The organism is Kitasatospora sp. NPDC049258, from assembly GCF_040678895.1.
GTDB lineage: Bacteria > Actinomycetota > Actinomycetes > Streptomycetales > Streptomycetaceae > Kitasatospora.
On the sequence record NZ_JBFAQT010000011.1, the window covers coordinates 92,508 to 111,344 of the forward strand.

An 18,837-nucleotide genomic window follows, 5' to 3' on the forward strand; every position below is an offset into this window, starting at 1 on the left:
TCAGGCCTTGACAGGCACCGTGCCGGCCGCCTGCTCGACCTCCAGCAGCGAGGCCGAGTGCCGCTCCGCCTCGAAGGCCGCGTGCCCGCCGCGCAGTCCGAAGAGCCGCTTGGAGAGCAGGATCCACAGCACCGCGACGATGTTGAGCAGCAGGGTGCAGATCTTCAGCACGCTGATGTGCTCGGTGAGCTCGTAGACCTCGATGGGCAGGAAGGCGGCGGTGGCGACCACCGCCAGGTACTCCGCCCAGCGCCGGTTCATCCACAGGCCGACCGCCTCGACCAGCTCGATCACCGCGTACGCCACCAGGCCGACCGCCAGCAGCAGCAGGGTGCGGTGCTCGTGGCCGAAGGCCTTGCGGACGGTGTCCACCACCGGGGAGTGCTCCAGGTCCCAGTGGAAGTGGTCGGCCACCGGCCGCAGGACGGTGAGGTTCTCGTCGAAGATCCGTTGCACCGCGTCCTGGCTGTTGGAGAACTTCCACACCGCCCAGGCCGCGACCAGCACCAGCAGCCCGCGCAGGCCCCGCTCGACGGCCAGGAACCGCAGGATGAACAGGTCGCGCAGGGCCCGGCCGCGCGGCACCAGCGGCGCCCGGTCGGCCGGTCCGGCGCCGTGCGGCGTCCCCAGCGCGAAGTCCCCGCAGCGCAGGCAGCGCCAGGCGTCGCCCAGCGCGGTGTGCGCGTGCAGCCGCGCGCGCAGCTCCGGCTCGGCCGGCGCGTAGGTGATGTGACCGCGCCGGGAGCAGGTCCGGCGGTCCCAGTCGAGCGTGAACATCTGGCAGCAGCCCCCGTGTCCGTGGCGGGCCTGTCCGTCAGACCGCGCGCCAGCAGGATAGGGGGGAGTGGCGGCCCGGGTGCGGCGCCGGGCGGCTTCCGTGGCCCGGCTGTGACGAATCCGGCCCCCGGGTGGGGCCCCGCACCCCGCCCGGGGGCCGGTCGGCCGGTCGGTGATAATGGGTGGCGGCTTGTGCGTCGGTTCACAAGCACCCCGTCTGCACGTCGACCGCCCCGTGAGGAACCCACCGTGAAGAGCAGCGCCGTCCACCGCCTGCGCCTTGTCTCCGGCCCCGAGGGCCTGTCCTTCATCCTGCTGCTGGTCTGCTCGGTGCTCAAGCGCACCACCAGCTTCAACGCCGTGCCGGTGATGGGCATGGTGCACGGCGTGCTGTTCATCCTCTACCTGGTGTTCCTGGCCCTGGCCTGGCAGCGGCAGCGCTGGGACGCCAGGCGCGGCGTCCTGCTGTTCGTGCTCTCGTTGCTGCCCACCGGCGGGTTCTTCGCCGAGCGGATGCTGGCCAAGGAGGAGCGCGGGGAGTACCCGGCGGCGCCGGCGGGCGCGGCCACCGCTGCCTGAGCCGGGCCGGGGAACTGGCGCAGCGGCCGGGTCCTCCCTGATGGAGATCCCGGCCGCCGCGGGTGTGCGGGGCGCCGTCGGCGTCAGTTGACGTTGACGGCCTTCCAGGCCGCGGCCACCGCGTTGTACTCGGCGGAGCCGGAGCCGTACAGGCTGCTCGCCGCGCTCAGCGTCGCGGTGCGGGCACCCTTGTAGTTGGTGGTGGAGGTCATGTAGGTGGTCAGCGCGCGGTACCAGATCGCCGCCGCCTTGGTCCGGCCGATGCCGGCGACGGCCGCGCCGGTGTAGGTCGGGCTGTTGTAGCTGACGCCGTTGATCACCTTCGCGCCGCTGCCCTCGGACAGCAGGTAGAAGAAGTGGTTGGCGACGCCGGACGAGTAGTGGACGTCCTTGTTGCCGACCGTGGAGGACCAGTAGTCGGCCGAGGCGCCGTCCTTGGAAGGCTTGTCCATGTACCGCAGCGGGGTGCCGTTGCCGTTCAGGTTGAGCCGCTCGCCGATCAGGTAGTCCGGGGTGTCCACGGGCAGGTTGGCGTAGAACTCGACCATGGTGCCGAAGATGTCCGAGGTGGCCTCGTTCAGGCCGCCGGACTCGCCCGAGTAGTTCAGGCCCGCGGTGGCCGAGGTGACGCCGTGGGTCATCTCGTGGCCGGCCACGTCGATCGCGGTCAGCGGGTGGGTGTTGCCGGACCCGTCGCCGTACGTCATGCAGAAGCAGCCGTCGTCCCAGAACGCGTTGACGTAGTTGCTGCCGTAGTGGACCTTGCTGTAGGCGCCGACGCCGTCGTTCCGGATGCCGAGCCGGCCGAAGGTGTTCTTGTAGAAGTCCCAGGTGGCGGCGGCGCCGTACTGGGCGTCCACCGCGGCGGACTGGGGGTTGCTGGCGAGGCCGTTGCCCCAGACGTTGTCGGCGTCGGTGTACAGCGTGCCGTTCTTGTCCACGGTGTACTGGCCGCCGCGGGTGTTGTCCTTCAACTGGTAGGTGCTGCCGGTGTAGTTCGTGGTCAGGGTGACGCTGCCGACGAACACGCCCTTGCCGGAGCCGGTGGCGTTGGAGGTCTGGATCTGCTCGTGGGTGGAGAGCACCTCGCCCGAGGCGGCGTCGGTGACCAGCAGCTGGCGGCTGGGCGTGCCGTCGGCGCGGACGCCCTCGACCACCGTCTGGTAGGCCAGCCGCGGGGTGCCGCTCGCGGCCCACACCACCAGCTTGGCGGCGCCCGCCTTGCCGACCGAGGTCAGCGCGGCCTGGTCGGCGTCCGCGGTGCTGCCCACGGTGGCCTGCACCACGCCGGTGGCCTTCGCGGCCGCCTGGTCGGCGGAGAGCTTCGGGGCGAGCGAGGCCGGGGCGATGGAGCCCGGCACGGCCCGGTCGACCGAGGTCACGGCGCCCCGGGCGTCGTGGTGCACGATGAGGTCGCCGCCGAGGACGGGGAGTCCGCCGAAGGTGCGCTCGAAGCGCACGTGCCGACTGCCGTCCGCGTCGGTCACCACGTCCTTGACGACCAGCTTCTCCTGGGCGGCGAGGCCCAGTTCGCGGGCCGTGGCCGGGGCCTCGGCATCCGCCTGGGCGACCAGCGCGGCGCGCTGCTGGGCGGCGGCGGGCGCGGGGGCCGCCTGCGCCATGCCGGCGCCGACCTGGATCGCGCCGGCCAGCAGGGCCGAGGCGGAGAGTGCGGCTCCGACTGCAAGCTTTCGCTTCACGTGCGGGTTCCTTCCGGATCCAACCGCGGGTGCGCGGTCGCGCCTCGCTCCGGGGCACCGGGGTTAGTGCCTGCTGGGGCGGAACGGACGCTGACGTGCTGCTCCGTGCGGGCTTCGGGCACCGGCCAGGGTGGGGGTGGCTACGGGTGCCCTACGGGGCTGGTCAGTAGCATGACAATCCGGTCAGTCAAATGACAGGTCTGCGACAGGAATTGGCGAGATCCGGTCAGTGGAGCGGGGTCCGTCAGCCCGGCGGTGTCCGGCACCCGGCGATGCCGGACACCGCCAGGGCCTGCGGCGTGGCGGCCGGACCTCCCCTCCGGAGGGCCCGGCAGCCACGCGTTCAGGTGGCTCGGTGACGTCGGGTCAGCTGACGTTGACGCCGCTCCAGGCGGCCGCGACCGCCTTGTACTCGGTGGAGGTCGCGCCGTAGAGGTCGCTCGCGGCCTTCAGCGTCGCGGTGCGGGCGGCCTTGTAGTTGGTGGTGGAGGTCATGTAGACGGTCAGCGCGCGGTACCAGATCTTGGCGGCCTTGTCCCGGCCGATGCCGGTGAGGGTGGAGCCGTTGGAGGTCGGGCTGTTGTAGCTGACCCCGTTGATCACCTTCGCGCCGCTGCCCTCGGCCAGCAGGTAGAAGAAGTGGTTGGCGACGCCCGAGGAGTAGTGGACGTCCTTGCTGCCGACGGTGGAGGACCAGTAGTCGGCGGAGCCGCCGTCCTTGGAGGGCTTGTCCATGTAGCGCAGCGGGGTGCCGTCGCCGTTGATGTCGATCAGCTCGCCGATCAGGTAGTCCGGCTTGTCGGACGCCAGGTTGGCGGAGAACTCGACCATGGTGCCGAAGATGTCCGAGGTGGCCTCGTTCAGGCCGCCGGACTCGCCCGAGTAGTTCAGGCCCGCGGTGTTGGCCGTCACGCCGTGGGTCATCTCGTGGCCCGAGACGTCCAGTTCGGTCAGCGGGTGGCTGTTGCCGTCACCGTCGCCGTAGGTCATGCAGAAGCAGCTGTCGTCCCAGAACGCGTTCACGTAGTTCTTGCCGTAGTGGACCCGGCTGTACGCGCCGACACCGTCGCCCCGGATGCCGAGCCGGCCGAAGGTGTTCTTGTAGAAGTCCCAGGTGGCGGCGGCGCCGAACTGGGCGTCCACGGCGGCGGACTGGGTGTTGGAGGCGGCGCCGGTGCCCCAGGCGTTGTCGGCGTCGGTGTACAGGGTGCCCTTGCCCGAGGTCTTGCCGGCCAGGTTGCTGGTGTACATCCCGCCCCGGCTCGCGTCCTTGAGCTGGTACGTCGAGCCCGAGGTGGTGGTGGTCAGCGGCACGCTGCCGACGAACACGCCCTTGCCGGTGCCCGCCGCGCCGGCGGTCTGCACCTGCTCGTGGCTGGACAGCACCTCGCCGGTGGCGGCGTCGGTGACCAGCAGCTGGCTGCTCGGGGTGCCGTCGGCGCGCAGGCCCTTGACGGTGGTCCGGTAGGCCAGGCGCGGGGTGCCGGAGCTGGCCCAGACGACCAGCTCGGCCGGGCCGGCCTCGCCGGCCGAGACGAGCGCGGGCTCGTCGGCGTCCTTGGCGATCCCGACGGTGGCCCGCACCGCGCCGGCCGCGTCGGCGGCGGCCTGGTCGGCGGACAGCTTCGGGGTGGCGGTGGCCGGGGCGACGGAACCCTGGACGGCGCGGTCGGAGGCCTTCACGGCGCCCTTGGCGTCGAGGTGCACCACCACGTCGCCGCCGATCACCGGCAGGCCGCCGAGGGTGCGCTCGTAGCGCAGGTGCCGGGTGCCGTCGGCGTCGACGATCGCGTCCTTGGCGATCAGCTTCTCCTGGCCGCCGAGTCCGAGGGCGCGGGCCGCGGTCGGAGCCTGTGCGTCGGCCAGCGCGATCAGCTCGACACGCTGCTTGCCGGCGGCCGGAGCCTCGGCGAGGGGGGACGGTGCGGCCTGGGCGATTCCGGCGCTGACCTGGATCGCGCTGGCGAGAATGGCCGAGGCAGAGAGAACGGCTCCGACTGTCAGCTTTCGCTTCACGTACGGATTCCTTCCGGATCAACCGCGTGCGCGGTCGCGCCTCGCTCCGGGGCACCGGAGCTGGTGCCTGCTGGGGCGGAACGGACGCTGACGTGCTGCTCCGTGCGGTCACGAGCCGGCTGCCGGGGTGGGGGTGGCGGCCGCCTCACGGGGCTGGCCAGAAGCATGACAATCAAGCTGATCAAATGACAGGTCTACAGCAAGAGTTGGCCATGTCTCGCCAGCTCAGCGCAGGCGGGGGCGCCGCGGCAGGCACATCGGGAATCCGACAAATCGCCCAAATGCCTTTGCGGGCAGGGGGTTTCCGTTCGAACGTGGGTCGAACTCCTGCTGAATTCCGACAACTCGGTTGATTCAACTGAATATTGCCGGAATATACACAGCATTGACCGGGCTGTTGCCGGGTGATTCCGGCTGGCGTGATCCCGCCAGCAGGTGCCCTTGTCCAGCATCGTGGACACCTGCTACCCGCCCGCGGGCCCGCCGGTACGGTGGAGGTGTGGCCAAGCCCCTCGCACTCGACTTCGACCCGATCGCCCGCGCCGACGAGCTCTGGAAGCGCCGGTGGGGAAGCGTCCCCGCCATGCCGGCGATCACCTCGGTGATGCGCGCGCACCAGATCCTGCTCTCCCGGGTGGATGCGGTGGTGAAGCCCTACGGGCTGACCTTCGCCCGCTACGAGGCGCTGGTGCTGCTCACCTTCAGCAGGACGGGCGAGCTCTCGCTCTCCAAGATCGGCGAACGGCTGATGGTCCACCCGACCAGCGTCACCAACACCGTCGACCGGCTGGAGCGGGCCGGCCTGGTGGCCCGCCGCCCGAACCCGCTGGACGGCCGGGGCGTGCTCGCCTCGATCACCGCCCGCGGCCGGGAGGTGGTCGAGGAGGCCACCCGTGAGCTGATGGCCGTCGACTTCGGCCTGGACGGCTACGACGAGGAGCAGTGCCGGCAGGTCTTCGACCTGCTGCGCCCGCTGCGGGTCACGGCCGGCGACTTCAGCGAGCCAGCGACCGGGTCCTGACCCGGCCGGCCCGCGACGCCCGGCAGGCCCGGGCCCACCCGGCCGGCCCGGGGCCCCGGCCGTGCGGTCCGGGGCGCGGCGGGAGCGGGCCGTAGGGCCGGTTACCCTCGATGCCATGAAGCAGAGTGTGCTGACCCGCTACCGGGCGCTGGCGTACGTGACCGGCGTCCTCCTGATCCTGCTCACCCTCGGGGTGATCGCCAAGTACGCGCTGGACATCTCCGGCGCGGCCGGCTTCACCACCGCCGTCGGCATCGCGCACGGCTGGCTGTACGTGGTCTACCTGGTGCTCGCCTTCGACCTGGGCACCAAGGCCAAGTGGCCGATCGGCAAGCTGGCCTGGGTGCTGCTGGCCGGCACCATCCCGACCGCCGTCTTCTTCGTCGAGCGCAAGGTCTCCCGCGAGGTGGCCCCGCTGCTCCAGGACGCGCAGCCGGTCAGCGCCTGACCCGCACCCGCTCGGCTTCTGCCAGGCGCCCCCTCCCGGCCGGGAGGGGGCGCCTTCCCATATCCTGCCCGCCCCCGTTCGCGCCCGCCCACGTCCCCGCGGTTCGCCCGCCCACGTCCCCGCGGTTCGCGGGCCCGCGTCGGCGGGGCGTCGGGGCACGCGGCGAGCCATCGACAGATACTAGGACGTCCGAGTAAATTGGTAGGACGTCCTAATAGCTGTGCCGTCCCGGATCGGGCGGCCGCACGGAGTGGAGTTCGGAGTCGATGGACGCCGACGAGATCGAGGCCGGCCGCCAGCGCTGGCAGCAGCGGTACGACAAGGCCCGCAAGCGCGACGCGGACTTCACCACCCTGAGCGGCGACGAGGTCGAGCCGGTCTACGGCCCGCCCGCCGGTCAGCCCTACGAGGGGTTCGAGCGGATCGGCTGGCCCGGCGAGTACCCGTACACCCGGGGCCTGCACCCGACCGGCTACCGCGGCCGGACGTGGACCATCCGGCAGTTCGCGGGCTTCGGCAACGCCGAGCAGACCAACGAGCGCTACCGGATGATCCTGCAGGCCGGCGGCGGCGGCCTCTCGGTCGCCTTCGACATGCCGACCCTGATGGGCTACGACTCCGACGACGGCCGCTCGCTCGGCGAGGTCGGCCACTGCGGGGTGGCCATCGACTCGGCCGCCGACATGGACATCCTGTTCCGCGGCATCCCGCTGGGCGAGGTCACCACCTCGATGACCATCAGCGGTCCGGCGGTGCCGGTCTTCTGCATGTACCTGGTCGCGGCCGAGCGGCAGGGCGCCGACCCGGGCGTGCTCAACGGCACCCTGCAGACCGACATCTTCAAGGAGTACATCGCCCAGAAGGAGTGGCTGTTCGCGCCGGAGCCGCACCTGCGGCTGATCGGCGACCTGATGGAGTACTGCCAGGCCAACATCCCGGCGTACAAGCCGCTCTCGGTCTCCGGCTACCACATCCGGGAGGCCGGCGCGACGGCCGCCCAGGAGCTGGCCTACACCCTGGCGGACGGCTTCGGCTACGTCGAGCTCGGGCTGTCCCGCGGCATGGACGTGGACGACTTCGCCTCCGGACTGTCCTTCTTCTTCGACGCCCACCTGGACTTCTTCGAGGAGATCGCCAAGTTCCGGGCCGCCCGGCGGATCTGGGCCCGCTGGATGCGGGACCACTTCGGGGCCAAGACCGACAAGGCGCAGTGGCTGCGCTTCCACACCCAGACCGCGGGGGTGTCGCTCACCGCGCAGCAGCCGTACAACAACGTGGTGCGCACCGCGGTCGAGGCGCTGTCCGCCGTGCTCGGCGGCACCAACTCGCTGCACACCAACGCGCTGGACGAGACCCTGGCGCTGCCCTCCGAGCAGGCCGCCGAGATCGCCCTGCGCACCCAGCAGGTGCTGATGGAGGAGACCGGCGTCACCAACGTGGCCGACCCGCTGGGCGGCTCCTGGTACGTGGAGGCGCTCACCGACCGGATCGAGGCGCAGGCCGAGGAGATCTTCCAACGGATCCTCGACAAGGGCCGCGCCGACCACCCGATCGGGCCGATCACCTCCGGCATCCTGCGCGGCATCGAGGAGGGCTGGTTCACCGGGGAGATCGCCGAGGCGGCCTTCCAGTACCAGCGCTCGCTGGAGAAGGGCGAGAAGCGGGTGGTCGGCGTCAACTGCCACCCGGGCAGCGTCACCAAGGAGTTGGAGATCCTCCGGGTCAGCCACGAGGTCGAGCGCGAGCAGGTCCGGGTGCTCGGCGCCCGCAAGGCCGCCCGCGACGAGGCCGCCGTGCGGGCCGGGCTGGCCGAGATGCTCGCCGCCGCCCGCTCCGGGGAGAACATGATCCCCCCGATGCTGCGCGCCGTGCGGGCCGAGGCCACCCTGGGCGAGATCTGCCACGCGCTGCGCGACGAGTGGGGCGTCTACCGGGAGAACGCCTCCTTCTGAGCCGAGGCCACCACGACGGGGCGCCGGGGTGTTCCCCGGCGCCCCGTCGGGCTGCCCCTGATCAGGTGCTCATCAGGCCCTGGTCAGCTCCGGGGGGTGTCGGCGAGCGCCGCGGACAGCCCGGGCAGCGGGCTCAGCAGCAGGGTGGTGAAGCGGTGGATCCAGTCGGCCGTGATCGGCTCGCCGCTGACCAGCATCCGGTGCTCCACGGTGCCGGCGATGGTGTCGAAGATGATGTCGATCTCCGCGCAGGCGGTGTCCTCGTCCCGGTCCGGGTCGAGTTCGCCGCGGGCCTGGGCGTTGGCGCGGCCGAGGCGCACCAGGTGCTTCTGCGGGTCCACGATGCGCTCGCGGATCCGCCGGCGCAGCAGCGGGTCGCGGCTGCCCTCGGCGAACAGGGCCAGCAGCGCGGCCTGGGTCTCCGGCCGGGCCAGCAGGTCGCCGAACTGCGCCACCACCGCCTCGATGTCGGCCTGCAGGCTGCCGAGGTCGGCCACCTCCAGGTCGTCGAACAGGCTGGCGACCGCGTCCACCACGAGCTCGTTCTTGGACGGCCAGCGCCGGTAGAGGGTGGTCTTGGCGACGCCGGCCCGGGTGGCGACGTGGCCCATGGTCAGCCCGCCCCAGCCGATCTCGGCGAGGGCGGCCCTGGTGGCGTCCAGGATGGCGCGGTCGGCACTGGCGCTGCGCGGCCGGCCCTTGCCGCGGCCGGGCACGCCGAACGGCGCCTGGTCCGCAGCGTGGTCCGCCGCTGCTGCGGGCTGCCGGGTGGTGGGGGCCACCGAGCCTCCTTGCGGTCTTCCGATAAAGACGTTCTACCGATAAGTAACTTGTCGGGCAGTGCCACCGTAGCGACCGTCCGGCCGGGCCCGCAGCGGGGTGGGTCGGGAAAGTGGGGCAGCTCACGTCCGGGAAGGGCATCGGGGGCTTGCGGGACCGGCCCGGGATGCAGATACGCTACGACTCGTAGCGAAAGAGCGACAACCGGAGCGCCTCGACCCAAGGGATCGGGCGGGCGCGGGTGCGGGTGGGGATCCGCACCGGGACGCAGGGCTACCTGGGGGAAACAGGCGCCCGCCGGCCGGCGGGCGCACGGGCGGGGCGGCTCGGTCGGGTATTTCCGAGCGGTTGGCGCCCGTCATCCGTGCCGACGGGGGAGGATGGTGCCATGCAGTCACGGAATTCGCGTCTCAACAACTCCGCCCTGCGCGGCGCGGTCGACCTCGCCGCCGTCAAGGCCGCCGGCGAAGCGGCCCAGAAGGCCGAGCAGGCCCGGGCCGAGCGGGCCCGGCAGTCCGCGGCCGGCGGTGTCCCGGCCGAGCCGGCGTACCCGCTGGTTATCGACGTCACCGAGGAGACCTTCGAGACGGAGGTCGTCCAGCGGTCGACCGAGGTGCCCGTCGTGGTCGACTTCTGGGCCGAGTGGTGCGGCCCGTGCAAGCAGCTGAGCCCCATCCTGGAGCGGCTGGCCGAGGAGTACGCCGGCCGGATCGTGCTCGCCAAGATCGACGTGGACGCCAACCAGCTGATCGCCCAGCAGTTCGGCATCCAGGGCATCCCCGCCGTCATGGCGGTGGTCGCCGGCCAGCTCGTGCCGCTCTTCCAGGGCGCCGAGAACGAGGCCAACGTCCGTAAGATCATTGACCAGTTGATCGCCGTGGCCGAGCAGCGCTTCGGCATCACCGGTGTCCCGGTGGACCCGGCGGCCGCGGCCGAGGCCGGCGAGGGCGCCGCGGCGGCCCCGCGGGTGCCGGCGGACCCGGCGCTGGAGGCCGCGCACGACGCGCTGGACCGCGGCGACCTCGGCGGCGCCATCCAGGCGTACCAGAACGTGCTGGCCGACCGCCCTGGCCACCTCGAGGCCAAGCTGGGCCTGGCCCAGGCGCAGCTGCTGCGCCGGGTGGAGAGCCTGGACCTGCAGACCGTCCGCGCGGCCGCGGCCGCCGATCCGAAGGATGTCGCGGCGCAGCTGCAGGCGGCCGATCTGGATCTGGTGGGCGGTCATGTCGAGGACGCCTTCGGGCGGCTGGTGGCCACCGTGGCGAAGACCTTCGGCGAGGACCGGGACACCGTGCGGCTGCGGCTGCTGGAGCTGTTCGAGGTGATCGGCGCGGACGACCCGAGGGTGATCGCGGCGCGCGCGGCGCTGGCCCGGGTGCTGTTCTGACACCTGCTCGGACGGCACTGCGGATGGCACGGCGGATGACCTGCGGTGTCGTGGTTGATTTGGCGACAATCCCACCGAAACCCTAGAGCTTTATCAAATCTTGACAATACCCCTCCCCGGTCACCACAGGTGACCGGGGAGGGGTGTTTCGTTCCTGTTTCCAGCGGATTTCGGCGCCACGAAATCTCCAGAATGTCACTCTCCGTAGTGACGCCTTCGATTCCATGATCAACGTCATCTGCTGTTGGATTACCCGTCAGTAACGGACCTCTTGTGCTTCGCCCGGGATTCAAGCACGATCGGCGACGCCCGGTCCCTCGGTCGAGGGATCCCCACCGGGCAGCCGCCGGCCCCCTGGGCCGGTGTCTGGAGGACAGGGGGGTAGTCGCAGATCCCACACCGCGACTCCTGGCCTCATGTCGGTCGCGCACCCTGTGCGGCCGTCGGTTGTCGCTCGGGGGTGATCGCCGAGACCGTCGGTCCTACGACGGTCGGGCGCTCTCCGTTACCGAGGACGTAGCTCTCTCCCATCCCGGGCCGGGCCAGTGCGGGACGCACCGGAACCCGGCCGGAGATGTACGTCCTAGAAGGAGGACTGCATGTCCCAGACTTTCGGCAAGACGCGCTGGCGTCGTTTCGCCGTCGTGATGGTCCCCAGCATCGCCGCGACCGCCGCCATCGGTGTCAGCCTGGCCAACAGCGCCCTGGCCGCCTCGTTCAGCGTCTCCGGCCAGAGCTTCAAGGTCCGCACGGACAAGCTGCACGGCACCAACTTCGCGCAGTTCGGCTCGGTCGACGTCGAGGCCAACGGCACGTTCCACCCGGTCGCCGTGTCGGCTTTCGACACCGCCACCATCAACAACCTCTGCCAGTCCGTGGTGACCGACCTGTCGGCGCTGGGCCTCGGCAAGATCACCCTCCAGCTGAACGCGGGCACCGACCCGAAGAAGCCGGTCGAGGCCGAGAACCTGCTGATCGACCTGGACCAGCTGGACGCCGACGCCGAGTTCCGCGGCATCAACATCGGCCAGGACGCCTCCACCCTGGACTCGACCGCCCTCAAGGGCTGGAAGACCCACGAGAAGCTGCACTCGCAGGGCCTGCCCACGGGCAAGTCGGGCTTCGCCCAGGCCGCCCCCGAGGCGACCCTGTCCAACGTGCAGCAGCGTGCCTGGGCCACCTCGGCCGGCACCTTCAAGCTCAACGGCCTGCACCTGTCGCTGAAGAACGGCGACGGCCCGGGCAACGAGTGCTACTGACGCTCCGCTGAGGGCGCGCCGTCCGGCGCGACCCGGAGTTGAGCTTCGAACAGCCGGGGGCGGTGCCAAGGCACCTCTCCCGGCTGCACATTCCAGCTTTCCCCCTCGTTTGCACCATCGAGGAGTCGTATCGTGTCCAGCGCAACTGCCAACCCGCGGTCCGAGGCCGGCAGCGTCCTCGGCCGGATCCGGCCGGGATTCCGTACCTGGCGTCGCACCCGGCCGTTCTGGGGCGGCCTGCTGGCCATGATCGCCGGCGTTCCGATCCTCTACTTCCCCTACGCCCACCTGACCCTCGGCGGTCTGACGCTGGCGATGTCGACCACGGCCGGCGCCGGTGCGCTGATCATCGGCCTGCTGATGATCGCACTCGGGCTGACCGCCTGGTTCCAGCCGATCGTCCGGATCTTCTGCGGTGTGGCCACCACGATCCTGTCGCTGATCTCGATCCCGGTCGCCAACCTGGGCGGCTTCCTGCTCGGCGCGGTGACCGGTCTGATCGCCGGTGGCCTGCTCTGCTCCTGGGCCCCGCTGAAGACCCTGCCGGCCGGCCCCGCCGAGGACGCCGAGGCGGACGCCCGGGCCGAGGAGCCGCACGTGCCGCAGCAGTCGCAGCCGATCGAGTACGGCGCGGCCCCGCAGCCCGTCCACCCGGAGGAGCAGCGATGACCGAGCACGACGGACCGACCGCCGAGGGCCCGCGCCACGCCGCGCCCCGGGTCGGGGTCCGCAGCCGTCTGCGCGGCCGGGCGCTGGCGATCGCCGCGGTGCCGACCGCCCTGCTGGTGGGTGCGGCCTACGCGCCCACGCTGGCGATGGCCGACTCCAAGACCACCTGCGCGAGCGCCCCGGACACGGTGATCGAGGAGACGCCGGTCCCGCAGAGCGAGATCAAGGTGGCCCCGGAGCCCGGCGCGCAGGCCCCGACCACGGCGCCGACGACCGAGGCCGGCAAGCCCACCGGGACGCCGACCGCGACGCCCACCGCGACGGCCACGACGGCGACCGCGAAGCCGCAGGACGCCGCCGCGCAGGCGGCCGCCGCCCGGGTGAGCCCCGCCGGGTACAGCACCGTCGACACCGGGCGGGCCGTGCAGACCTCCGCGCCCCGGCCGGCCGGGCTGATCGACGACATCGTGGACGGGATATTCCACCCGGGCGGCGGGAAGAGCGCCACGCCGTCCCCCGTCCCGACCACGCCCGGCGGGTCGAGCGGCGCGCCCGCCACCCCGCCCCCCGCGGCCTCCGCCTCGGCCGCCCCGTCGGCCGCCGCCTCGCCCTCGGCGCCCGCCCCGGCCCCGGCGGCGCCCGCCCGGTCGGCCGCCGCCCAGGCGTCCGGCTCCCCGGCCGGCAAGGCACCGGCGAGCAAGCCCAAGACCTCGGCCGCGCCCACCGCCTCGCCCTCCGCCTCGGCCGGGCCCAACTGCGCGGTGGACACCAGCCACATGGCCGCCCGCGCGGCGACCAGCGGCCATGTGGTGCCGGAGCAGAACTGGACCCTCAAGTCCTCCCGGCTGGCCCTGCACGGCTCGGTCTTCAACGGCGTCTACGACGTGAAGACCCCGACCGGCAGCAAGCGGGTGCTGAAGTTCACCACCGCCAGCGTGGACATCGGCAACCTCGACATGTCGACGATTCAGATCCCGGGCCTGACCTTCCATGTGAAGAGCGCGCCGAACTCCACGTCGACCATGCGCAACGGCCCGATCACCATGTACGTGGAGCGGCTCTCCGGCCACCTGTCCGAGATCTACGGCCTGCCGATCCCGATCGACCTGGGGGAGATCACCCTCACCCCCGACACCCTGCCGAGGTGGCTCTGGGACCTGCTCAGCGGGGTGCCGATCCCGCTCGACATCACCCTGGACAACGCCACCGCCGTGCAGGCCGGCCAGTTCGGCGGCACATTGAAGATCCCCGGCATGAAGCTCTACAACGACGACACCCCGTACGAGAACTGACGGATCGTCAGGCGGATGCGAAACCGGCCCGACCGCGCGTAGCGGTCGGGCCGGAGCCGTCGGTGCCGGGCGTCAGTTCTTGACGCGGGTGCCCAGGTGGTGGACCTGCACCATGTTGGTGGTGCCGGGGATGCCGGGGGGCGAGCCGGCGGTGACGATCACGGTGTCGCCCTCGGCCAGCCGGTCGAGGCGCAGCAGCTCGCGGTCGACCTGCTCGACCATCTCGTCCGTGGTCTCGACCTGCTCCGTGACGTACGCCTCGACGCCCCAGCTGAGCGACAGCTGGTTGCGGGTGGCGGCGTCCGGGGTGAAGGCGATCACCGGGATCGGCGAGCGGTAGCGGGACAGCCGGCGGGCGGTGTCGCCGGACTTGGTGAAGGCGATCAGTGCCTTGCCGTTCAGGAAGTCGCCCAGCTCGCACGCGGCGCGGGCGACCGAGCCGGACTGGGTGCGCGGCTTGCGGCCCGGGTTGAGCGGCTGCAGGCCCTGGGAGACCAGCTGCTGCTCGGCGGTCTCGGCGATCCGGCTCATGGTCTTGACCGTCTCGACCGGGAACTTGCCGACGCTCGACTCGGCGGACAGCATGACCGCGTCCGCGCCGTCCAGGATGGCGTTGGCGACGTCCGAGACCTCGGCGCGGGTCGGCCGCGAGGCGTGGATCATCGACTCCATCATCTGGGTGGCGACGATGACCGGCTTGGCGTTGCGGCGACAGAGCGTGATGAGCTCCTTCTGCACCAGCGGCACCCGCTCCAGCGGGTACTCCACGGCGAGGTCGCCACGGGCCACCATGACGGCGTCGAAGGCGAGGACGATCTCCTCCATCGCCTCGACGGCCTGCGGCTTCTCGATCTTGGCGATGACCGGGACGCGGATGCCGACCTCGTCCATCACCTTGTGCACGTCGTCGACGTCGCCGGCGTTGCGGACGAACGAGAGCGCGACCATGTCGACGCCCAGGCGCAGGGCGAACCGGAGGTCGTCCTTGTCCTTCTCGGAGAGCGCCGGCACGTTCACGGCCGCGCCGGGCAGGTTGATGCCCTTGTTGTTCGAGAGCACGCCGCCCTCGACCACCACGGTCTTCACCCGCGGGCCGTCGACGCTGACGACCTCCAGGGCGATGACGCCGTCGTTGATCAGGATCGGGTCGCCGGGCTTCACGTCGCCGGGCAGGCCCTTGTAGGTGGTGCCGCAGATGTGCTGGTCCCCGGGCACATCCTCGGTGGTGATGGTGAAGGTGTCACCGTTGTCGACGGTGACCGGGCCGTTGGCGAAGGTCGCCAGGCGGATCTTCGGGCCCTGGAGGTCGGCCAGCACACCGATGGTGCGGCCGGTGTCCTCGGCCACCTGGCGGACCTTGCGGTACCGCTCCTCGTGCTCGGGGTGGGTGCCGTGGCTCATGTTCAGTCGGGCGACGTTCATGCCCGCCTCGACGATGGCCTTCAGCTGTTCGTAGGAGTCCGTGGCAGGACCCAGGGTGCAGACAATTTTCGCTCGGCGCATATCGGTCAGTCTATCCGTTCGTGTTATCGGTGCATTCCGCTCGAAACCTGAGGGATCGCCAACGAACCATCCCGAGGGTTGGGATACTGACTGGTAGTCAGGTCACTCCACAGCAGTGTGCACCAGGGCGAAGGCCTGCTGCGCGATCTCCAGCTCCTCGTCGGTGGGTACGACGGCCACGGTCACCCGCGCGTACCCCGGCGAGATGATCCGGGGCCGGTCGGACCTGACCGAGTTCAGCTCGGCGTCCACCGCGATGCCCAGCGCGTCCAGGCCCGCGCAGGCGGCCTCCCGCACCGGGGCGGAGTTCTCGCCCACCCCGGCGGTGAAGGCGACCGCGTCCACCCGTCCGAGCACCGCGTAGTAGGCGCCGAGGTACTTGCGCAGCCGGTGCACGTAGGCGTCGAAGGCGATCCGGGCCTCGGCGTCCCCCTCCTGCGAGCGGCGCACGACCTCGCGCATGTCGTTGTCCCCGCACAGCCCGAGCAGGCCGCTGCGCCGGTTCAGCAGCGCGTCGATCTCGTCGATGCCCAGCCCGCCGACCCGGTGCAGGTGGAACACCACGCCCGGGTCGATGTCCCCCGATCGGGTGCCCATCACCAGCCCCTCCAGCGGGGTGAGGCCCATCGAGGTCTCCACACAGACCCCGCCGGCCACCGCCGAGGCGGAGGCGCCGTTGCCCAGGTGCAGCACGATCACGTTGACCTCGGCCGGATCCTTGCCGAGCAGCCGCGCGGTGGCCCGGGAGACGTACCGGTGCGAGGTGCCGTGGAAGCCGTAGCGGCGCACCCGGTGCTCGTCCGCCACCGCCCGGTCGATCGCGTACCGGGCCGCGTGCTCCGGCAGGGTGGCGTGGAAGGCGGTGTCGAAGACCGCCACCTGCGGCAGGTCCGGGCGCAGGCCGCGGGCCACCTCGATGCCGGTGATGTTGGCCGGGTTGTGCAGCGGGGCGACCGGGATCAGCCGGCGGATCTCGGCCAGCACCTCGTCGGTGATCACGGTCGGCTCGGTGAACCGGCGGCCGCCGTGCACCACCCGGTGGCCGATCGCGGCCAGCTCGGGGGAGTCCAGGCCGAGCCCGTCCGCGGCCAGCTGCGCGGCCACGGCGGTCAGCGCGGCCCCGTGGTCCGGGAAGAACCGCAGCTCCTCGCGTCCCGGGCCGCTGCGCGGGGTGTGCGCCAGCCGGCCGGCCGGCTCGCCGATCCGCTCCACCAGGCCGGCCGCCGCCCGGCTGCCGTCCAGCATGTCGATCAGCTGGTACTTGAGCGAGGAGGAGCCCGCGTTCAGTACGAGGATCCGGGTGCCGGTGGTCACTGCGCCGCTCCTTCGGTGGCCGTCCTCGCCTGGATGGCGGTGATGGCCACGGTGTTGACGATGTCCTCCACCAGCGCGCCCCGCGAGAGGTCGTTGACCGGCTTGCGCAGCCCCTGCAGCACCGGGCCGACCGCGACCGCGCCGGCCGAGCGCTGGACCGCCTTGTAGGTGTTGTTGCCGGTGTTCAGGTCCGGGAAGATCAGCACGGTGGCCCGGCCTGCCACCGGCGAGTCGGGCAGCTTGGTCCGCGCGACATGGGCGTCCACCGCCGCGTCGTACTGGATCGGGCCCTCCACCGGCAGCTCCGGCCGCAGCGCCCGGACCAGCTCGGTGGCCGCGCGGACCTTGTCCACGTCCGCCCCCGACCCGGAGGTGCCGGTCGAGTAGGAGAGCATCGCCACCCGCGGCTCCACCCCGAACTGCGCGGCGGTGTCGGCGGCCTGGACGGCGATGTCGGCCAGCTGCCGGGCGTCCGGGTCGGGGTTGACCGCGCAGTCGCCGTAGACCAGCACCCGGTCGGCCAGGCACATGAAGAACACCGAGGAGACGATCGCGGCGCCCGGCGCGGTCTTGATCACTTCGAAGGCGGGCCGGATGGTCGCCGCGGTGGAGTGCACGGCGCCGGAGACCATGCCGTCGGCGATGCCCTCCTGGACCATCAGGGTGCCGAAGTAGGAGACATCGGTGACCACGTCCAGCGCCAGCTCCACGGTCATGCCCTTGTGCGCGCGCAGCTTCGCGTACAGCTCGGCGAAGCGCCGGCGCAGCGGGCTGGTGGCCGGGTCGACGATCCGCACCTGGGCGCGGTCGAGGGTCTCGTCCGGCGGCGGCAGCTCGATGCCCAGGGCGGCGGCCCGGCGCTGCACCGCGTCCGGCTCGCCGAGCAGGGTGAGGTCGCAGATGTTGCGGCGCAGCAGCACCTCGGCGGCGCGCAGCACCCGGTCCTCGGTGCCCTCCGGCAGCACGATGTGCCGGCGGGCGGCGCGGGCCCGCTCCAGCAGCTCGTGCTCGAACATCATCGGGGTCACCCGCTCGGACCGGCTCAGCTCGATCCGCTTGGTCAACTCGGCCGTGTCCACGTGGAGTTCGAACAGCCCGAGGGCGATCTCGGACTTCCGCGGGCTGTCCGGGCCGATCCGGCCCTCCAGGTGGGTCAGCGCCGCGGCGGTGATCCAGCTGCCCTCCGGCACCACGGCGACCGGGGTGCCGGGCGCGAGCCGGGCGGCCAGCGCCATCACGTTCGGCCCGGGGTGCTGGCCGAGGGTGAGCAGCACGCCGGCGATCGGCGGTGCGCCGGCCGCGTGCGCGGCCAGCGAGCCGATCAGCAGGTCGGCGCGGTCCCCGGGGGTGACCACCAGCGCGCCCTCGGTCAGCGCGGTGAGGAAGGTCGGCAGCATCGCGCCGCCGAAGACGAACGAGCGCACGTCCCGGGCGAGGCCCGCCGCGTCCCCCAGCAGCACCTCCGCCCCGGTCGCGCCGACCAGCTGCGCCACGGTCGGCGCGGCCAGCGCCAGCTCCTCCGGGATGACGTAGGCGGGCACCGGCAGCTTCTGTGCCAGGGTCTGCCGGACCTCGGGCTTGGCGCCCGGCACGACCCGGTTGGCGATCATCGCCAGGGTCGAGCAGCCGAGGTCGGTGTAGGCCCGGTGGGCGTTGCGGACCTCGGCGATCACGGTCTTCGGGTCCTCGCCCTGCCCGCCGACCACCGGCAGCACCCAGGCGCCGAACTCGTTCGCCAGCCGGGCGTTGAAGGCCAGCTCGTCCGGGATGTTGGTGCCCGCGAAGTCGGTGCCGAGCACCAGCACCGCCTGGCACTGCCGCTCCAGCGCGTGGAACCGGTCGACCAGTGCCGAGACCAGCTCGTCCTGGCCCTGCGCGGCCTGGAGCGCGGCGGCCTCCTCGTAGGTCAGCCCGTACAGCTGGTCGGCCGGCAGCTCCAGCCGGTACCTGGCCCGCAGCAGCTCGACCATGTGGTCCGAGGCCGCCTCGCCGGGCGCCGGGGCGTGCACCAGCGGGCGGAACACGCCGACCCGGTCCACCTGGCGGGTGAGCAGTTCCATGACCCCCAGCTCGACGGCCTGCCGGCCGTCCCCCCGGTCGATCCCGGTCACGTACACGCTGCGCGCCACCCGGCTGTCTC

The 18,837-nt window shown here is 71.9% G+C and carries 15 protein-coding genes; 8 read left to right on the top strand and 7 right to left on the bottom strand.

Annotated elements, in window-relative coordinates:
* On the bottom strand, positions 1-777 hold the full coding sequence (locus tag AB0K43_RS12330) for a DUF2127 domain-containing protein (protein ID WP_363638654.1): 777 nt from the start codon (positions 775-777) through the stop codon (positions 1-3).
* 249 nt (positions 778-1,026) lie between these two features.
* Here AB0K43_RS12330 and AB0K43_RS12335 point away from each other — a divergent pair, with 249 nt between their 5' ends.
* Positions 1,027-1,356 (top strand): DUF3817 domain-containing protein, encoded by a 330-nt coding sequence (locus AB0K43_RS12335; protein WP_363638656.1) that lies wholly within the window; start codon positions 1,027-1,029, stop codon positions 1,354-1,356.
* An 83-nt stretch (positions 1,357-1,439) separates the two neighbouring features.
* Here the strand turns inward: AB0K43_RS12335 and AB0K43_RS12340 are convergent, their stop codons facing one another.
* Together AB0K43_RS12340 and AB0K43_RS12345 are read right to left on the bottom strand one after the other, a co-directional pair.
* Positions 1,440-3,056: a M4 family metallopeptidase gene (locus AB0K43_RS12340; protein WP_363638658.1), complete on the bottom strand. Its 1,617-nt coding sequence runs from the start codon at positions 3,054-3,056 to the stop codon at positions 1,440-1,442.
* Positions 3,057-3,422: 366 nt separating this feature from the next.
* Complete coding sequence (locus AB0K43_RS12345) at positions 3,423-5,072, bottom strand: M4 family metallopeptidase (protein WP_363638660.1); 1,650 nt, start codon at positions 5,070-5,072, stop codon at positions 3,423-3,425.
* A 499-nt stretch (positions 5,073-5,571) separates the two neighbouring features.
* Here AB0K43_RS12345 and AB0K43_RS12350 point away from each other — a divergent pair, with 499 nt between their 5' ends.
* The 3 genes from AB0K43_RS12350 (at position 5,572) to AB0K43_RS12360 (ending at position 8,493) form a co-directional block, all read left to right on the top strand.
* Positions 5,572-6,093, top strand: coding sequence for a MarR family transcriptional regulator (locus tag AB0K43_RS12350; RefSeq protein ID WP_363638662.1), 522 nt, complete (start codon positions 5,572-5,574; stop codon positions 6,091-6,093).
* Between the two features lie 115 nt (positions 6,094-6,208).
* Positions 6,209-6,541: a DUF3817 domain-containing protein gene (locus tag AB0K43_RS12355; protein WP_363638664.1), complete on the top strand. Its 333-nt coding sequence runs from the start codon at positions 6,209-6,211 to the stop codon at positions 6,539-6,541.
* Between the two features lie 266 nt (positions 6,542-6,807).
* Positions 6,808-8,493 carry a methylmalonyl-CoA mutase family protein gene (locus AB0K43_RS12360; RefSeq protein ID WP_363638666.1) on the top strand — a complete coding sequence of 562 codons (1,686 nt, stop codon included), beginning with the start codon at positions 6,808-6,810 and terminating at the stop codon, positions 8,491-8,493.
* A gap of 83 nt (positions 8,494-8,576) precedes the next feature.
* On the opposite strand, the gene AB0K43_RS12365 is transcribed toward AB0K43_RS12360, so the two are convergent.
* Complete coding sequence (locus AB0K43_RS12365) at positions 8,577-9,209, bottom strand: TetR/AcrR family transcriptional regulator (RefSeq protein WP_363638795.1); 633 nt, start codon at positions 9,207-9,209, stop codon at positions 8,577-8,579.
* 452 nt (positions 9,210-9,661) lie between these two features.
* Between AB0K43_RS12365 and trxA the strand changes: the two genes are divergently transcribed.
* The 4 genes from trxA to AB0K43_RS12385 all read left to right on the top strand — a co-directional run bounded on the left by trxA (position 9,662) and on the right by AB0K43_RS12385 (position 13,880).
* Positions 9,662-10,660: a thioredoxin gene (trxA, locus tag AB0K43_RS12370; RefSeq protein WP_363638668.1), complete on the top strand. Its 999-nt coding sequence runs from the start codon at positions 9,662-9,664 to the stop codon at positions 10,658-10,660.
* Between the two features lie 599 nt (positions 10,661-11,259).
* Positions 11,260-11,919, top strand: a complete 660-nt coding sequence (locus AB0K43_RS12375) for a DUF6230 family protein (protein ID WP_363638670.1) — start codon at positions 11,260-11,262, stop codon at positions 11,917-11,919.
* Positions 11,920-12,051: 132 nt separating this feature from the next.
* The gene (locus AB0K43_RS12380; RefSeq protein WP_363638672.1) at positions 12,052-12,588 is read left to right on the top strand and encodes a DUF6114 domain-containing protein; all 537 of its coding nucleotides are present in this window, start codon (positions 12,052-12,054) and stop codon (positions 12,586-12,588) included.
* Complete coding sequence (locus tag AB0K43_RS12385) at positions 12,585-13,880, top strand: hypothetical protein (protein WP_363638674.1); 1,296 nt, start codon at positions 12,585-12,587, stop codon at positions 13,878-13,880. The genes AB0K43_RS12380 and AB0K43_RS12385 overlap by 4 nt, the downstream gene beginning before the upstream one ends.
* Before the next feature lie 72 nt (positions 13,881-13,952).
* Here AB0K43_RS12385 and pyk read toward each other — a convergent pair whose 3' ends face one another.
* From pyk to pta, 3 genes are all read right to left on the bottom strand, one after another.
* Entirely contained in the window at positions 13,953-15,383 is a 1,431-nt protein-coding gene (pyk, locus tag AB0K43_RS12390; RefSeq protein WP_363638676.1) for a pyruvate kinase, read from the bottom strand.
* 102 nt (positions 15,384-15,485) lie between these two features.
* Entirely contained in the window at positions 15,486-16,697 is a 1,212-nt protein-coding gene (locus AB0K43_RS12395; RefSeq protein WP_363638678.1) for an acetate kinase, read from the bottom strand.
* The gene (gene pta / locus AB0K43_RS12400) at positions 16,694-18,826 is read right to left on the bottom strand and encodes a phosphate acetyltransferase (protein WP_363638680.1); all 2,133 of its coding nucleotides are present in this window, start codon (positions 18,824-18,826) and stop codon (positions 16,694-16,696) included. Before pta ends, AB0K43_RS12395 begins: the two co-directional genes overlap by 4 nt.
* Between the last annotated feature and the right edge of the window lie 11 nt (positions 18,827-18,837).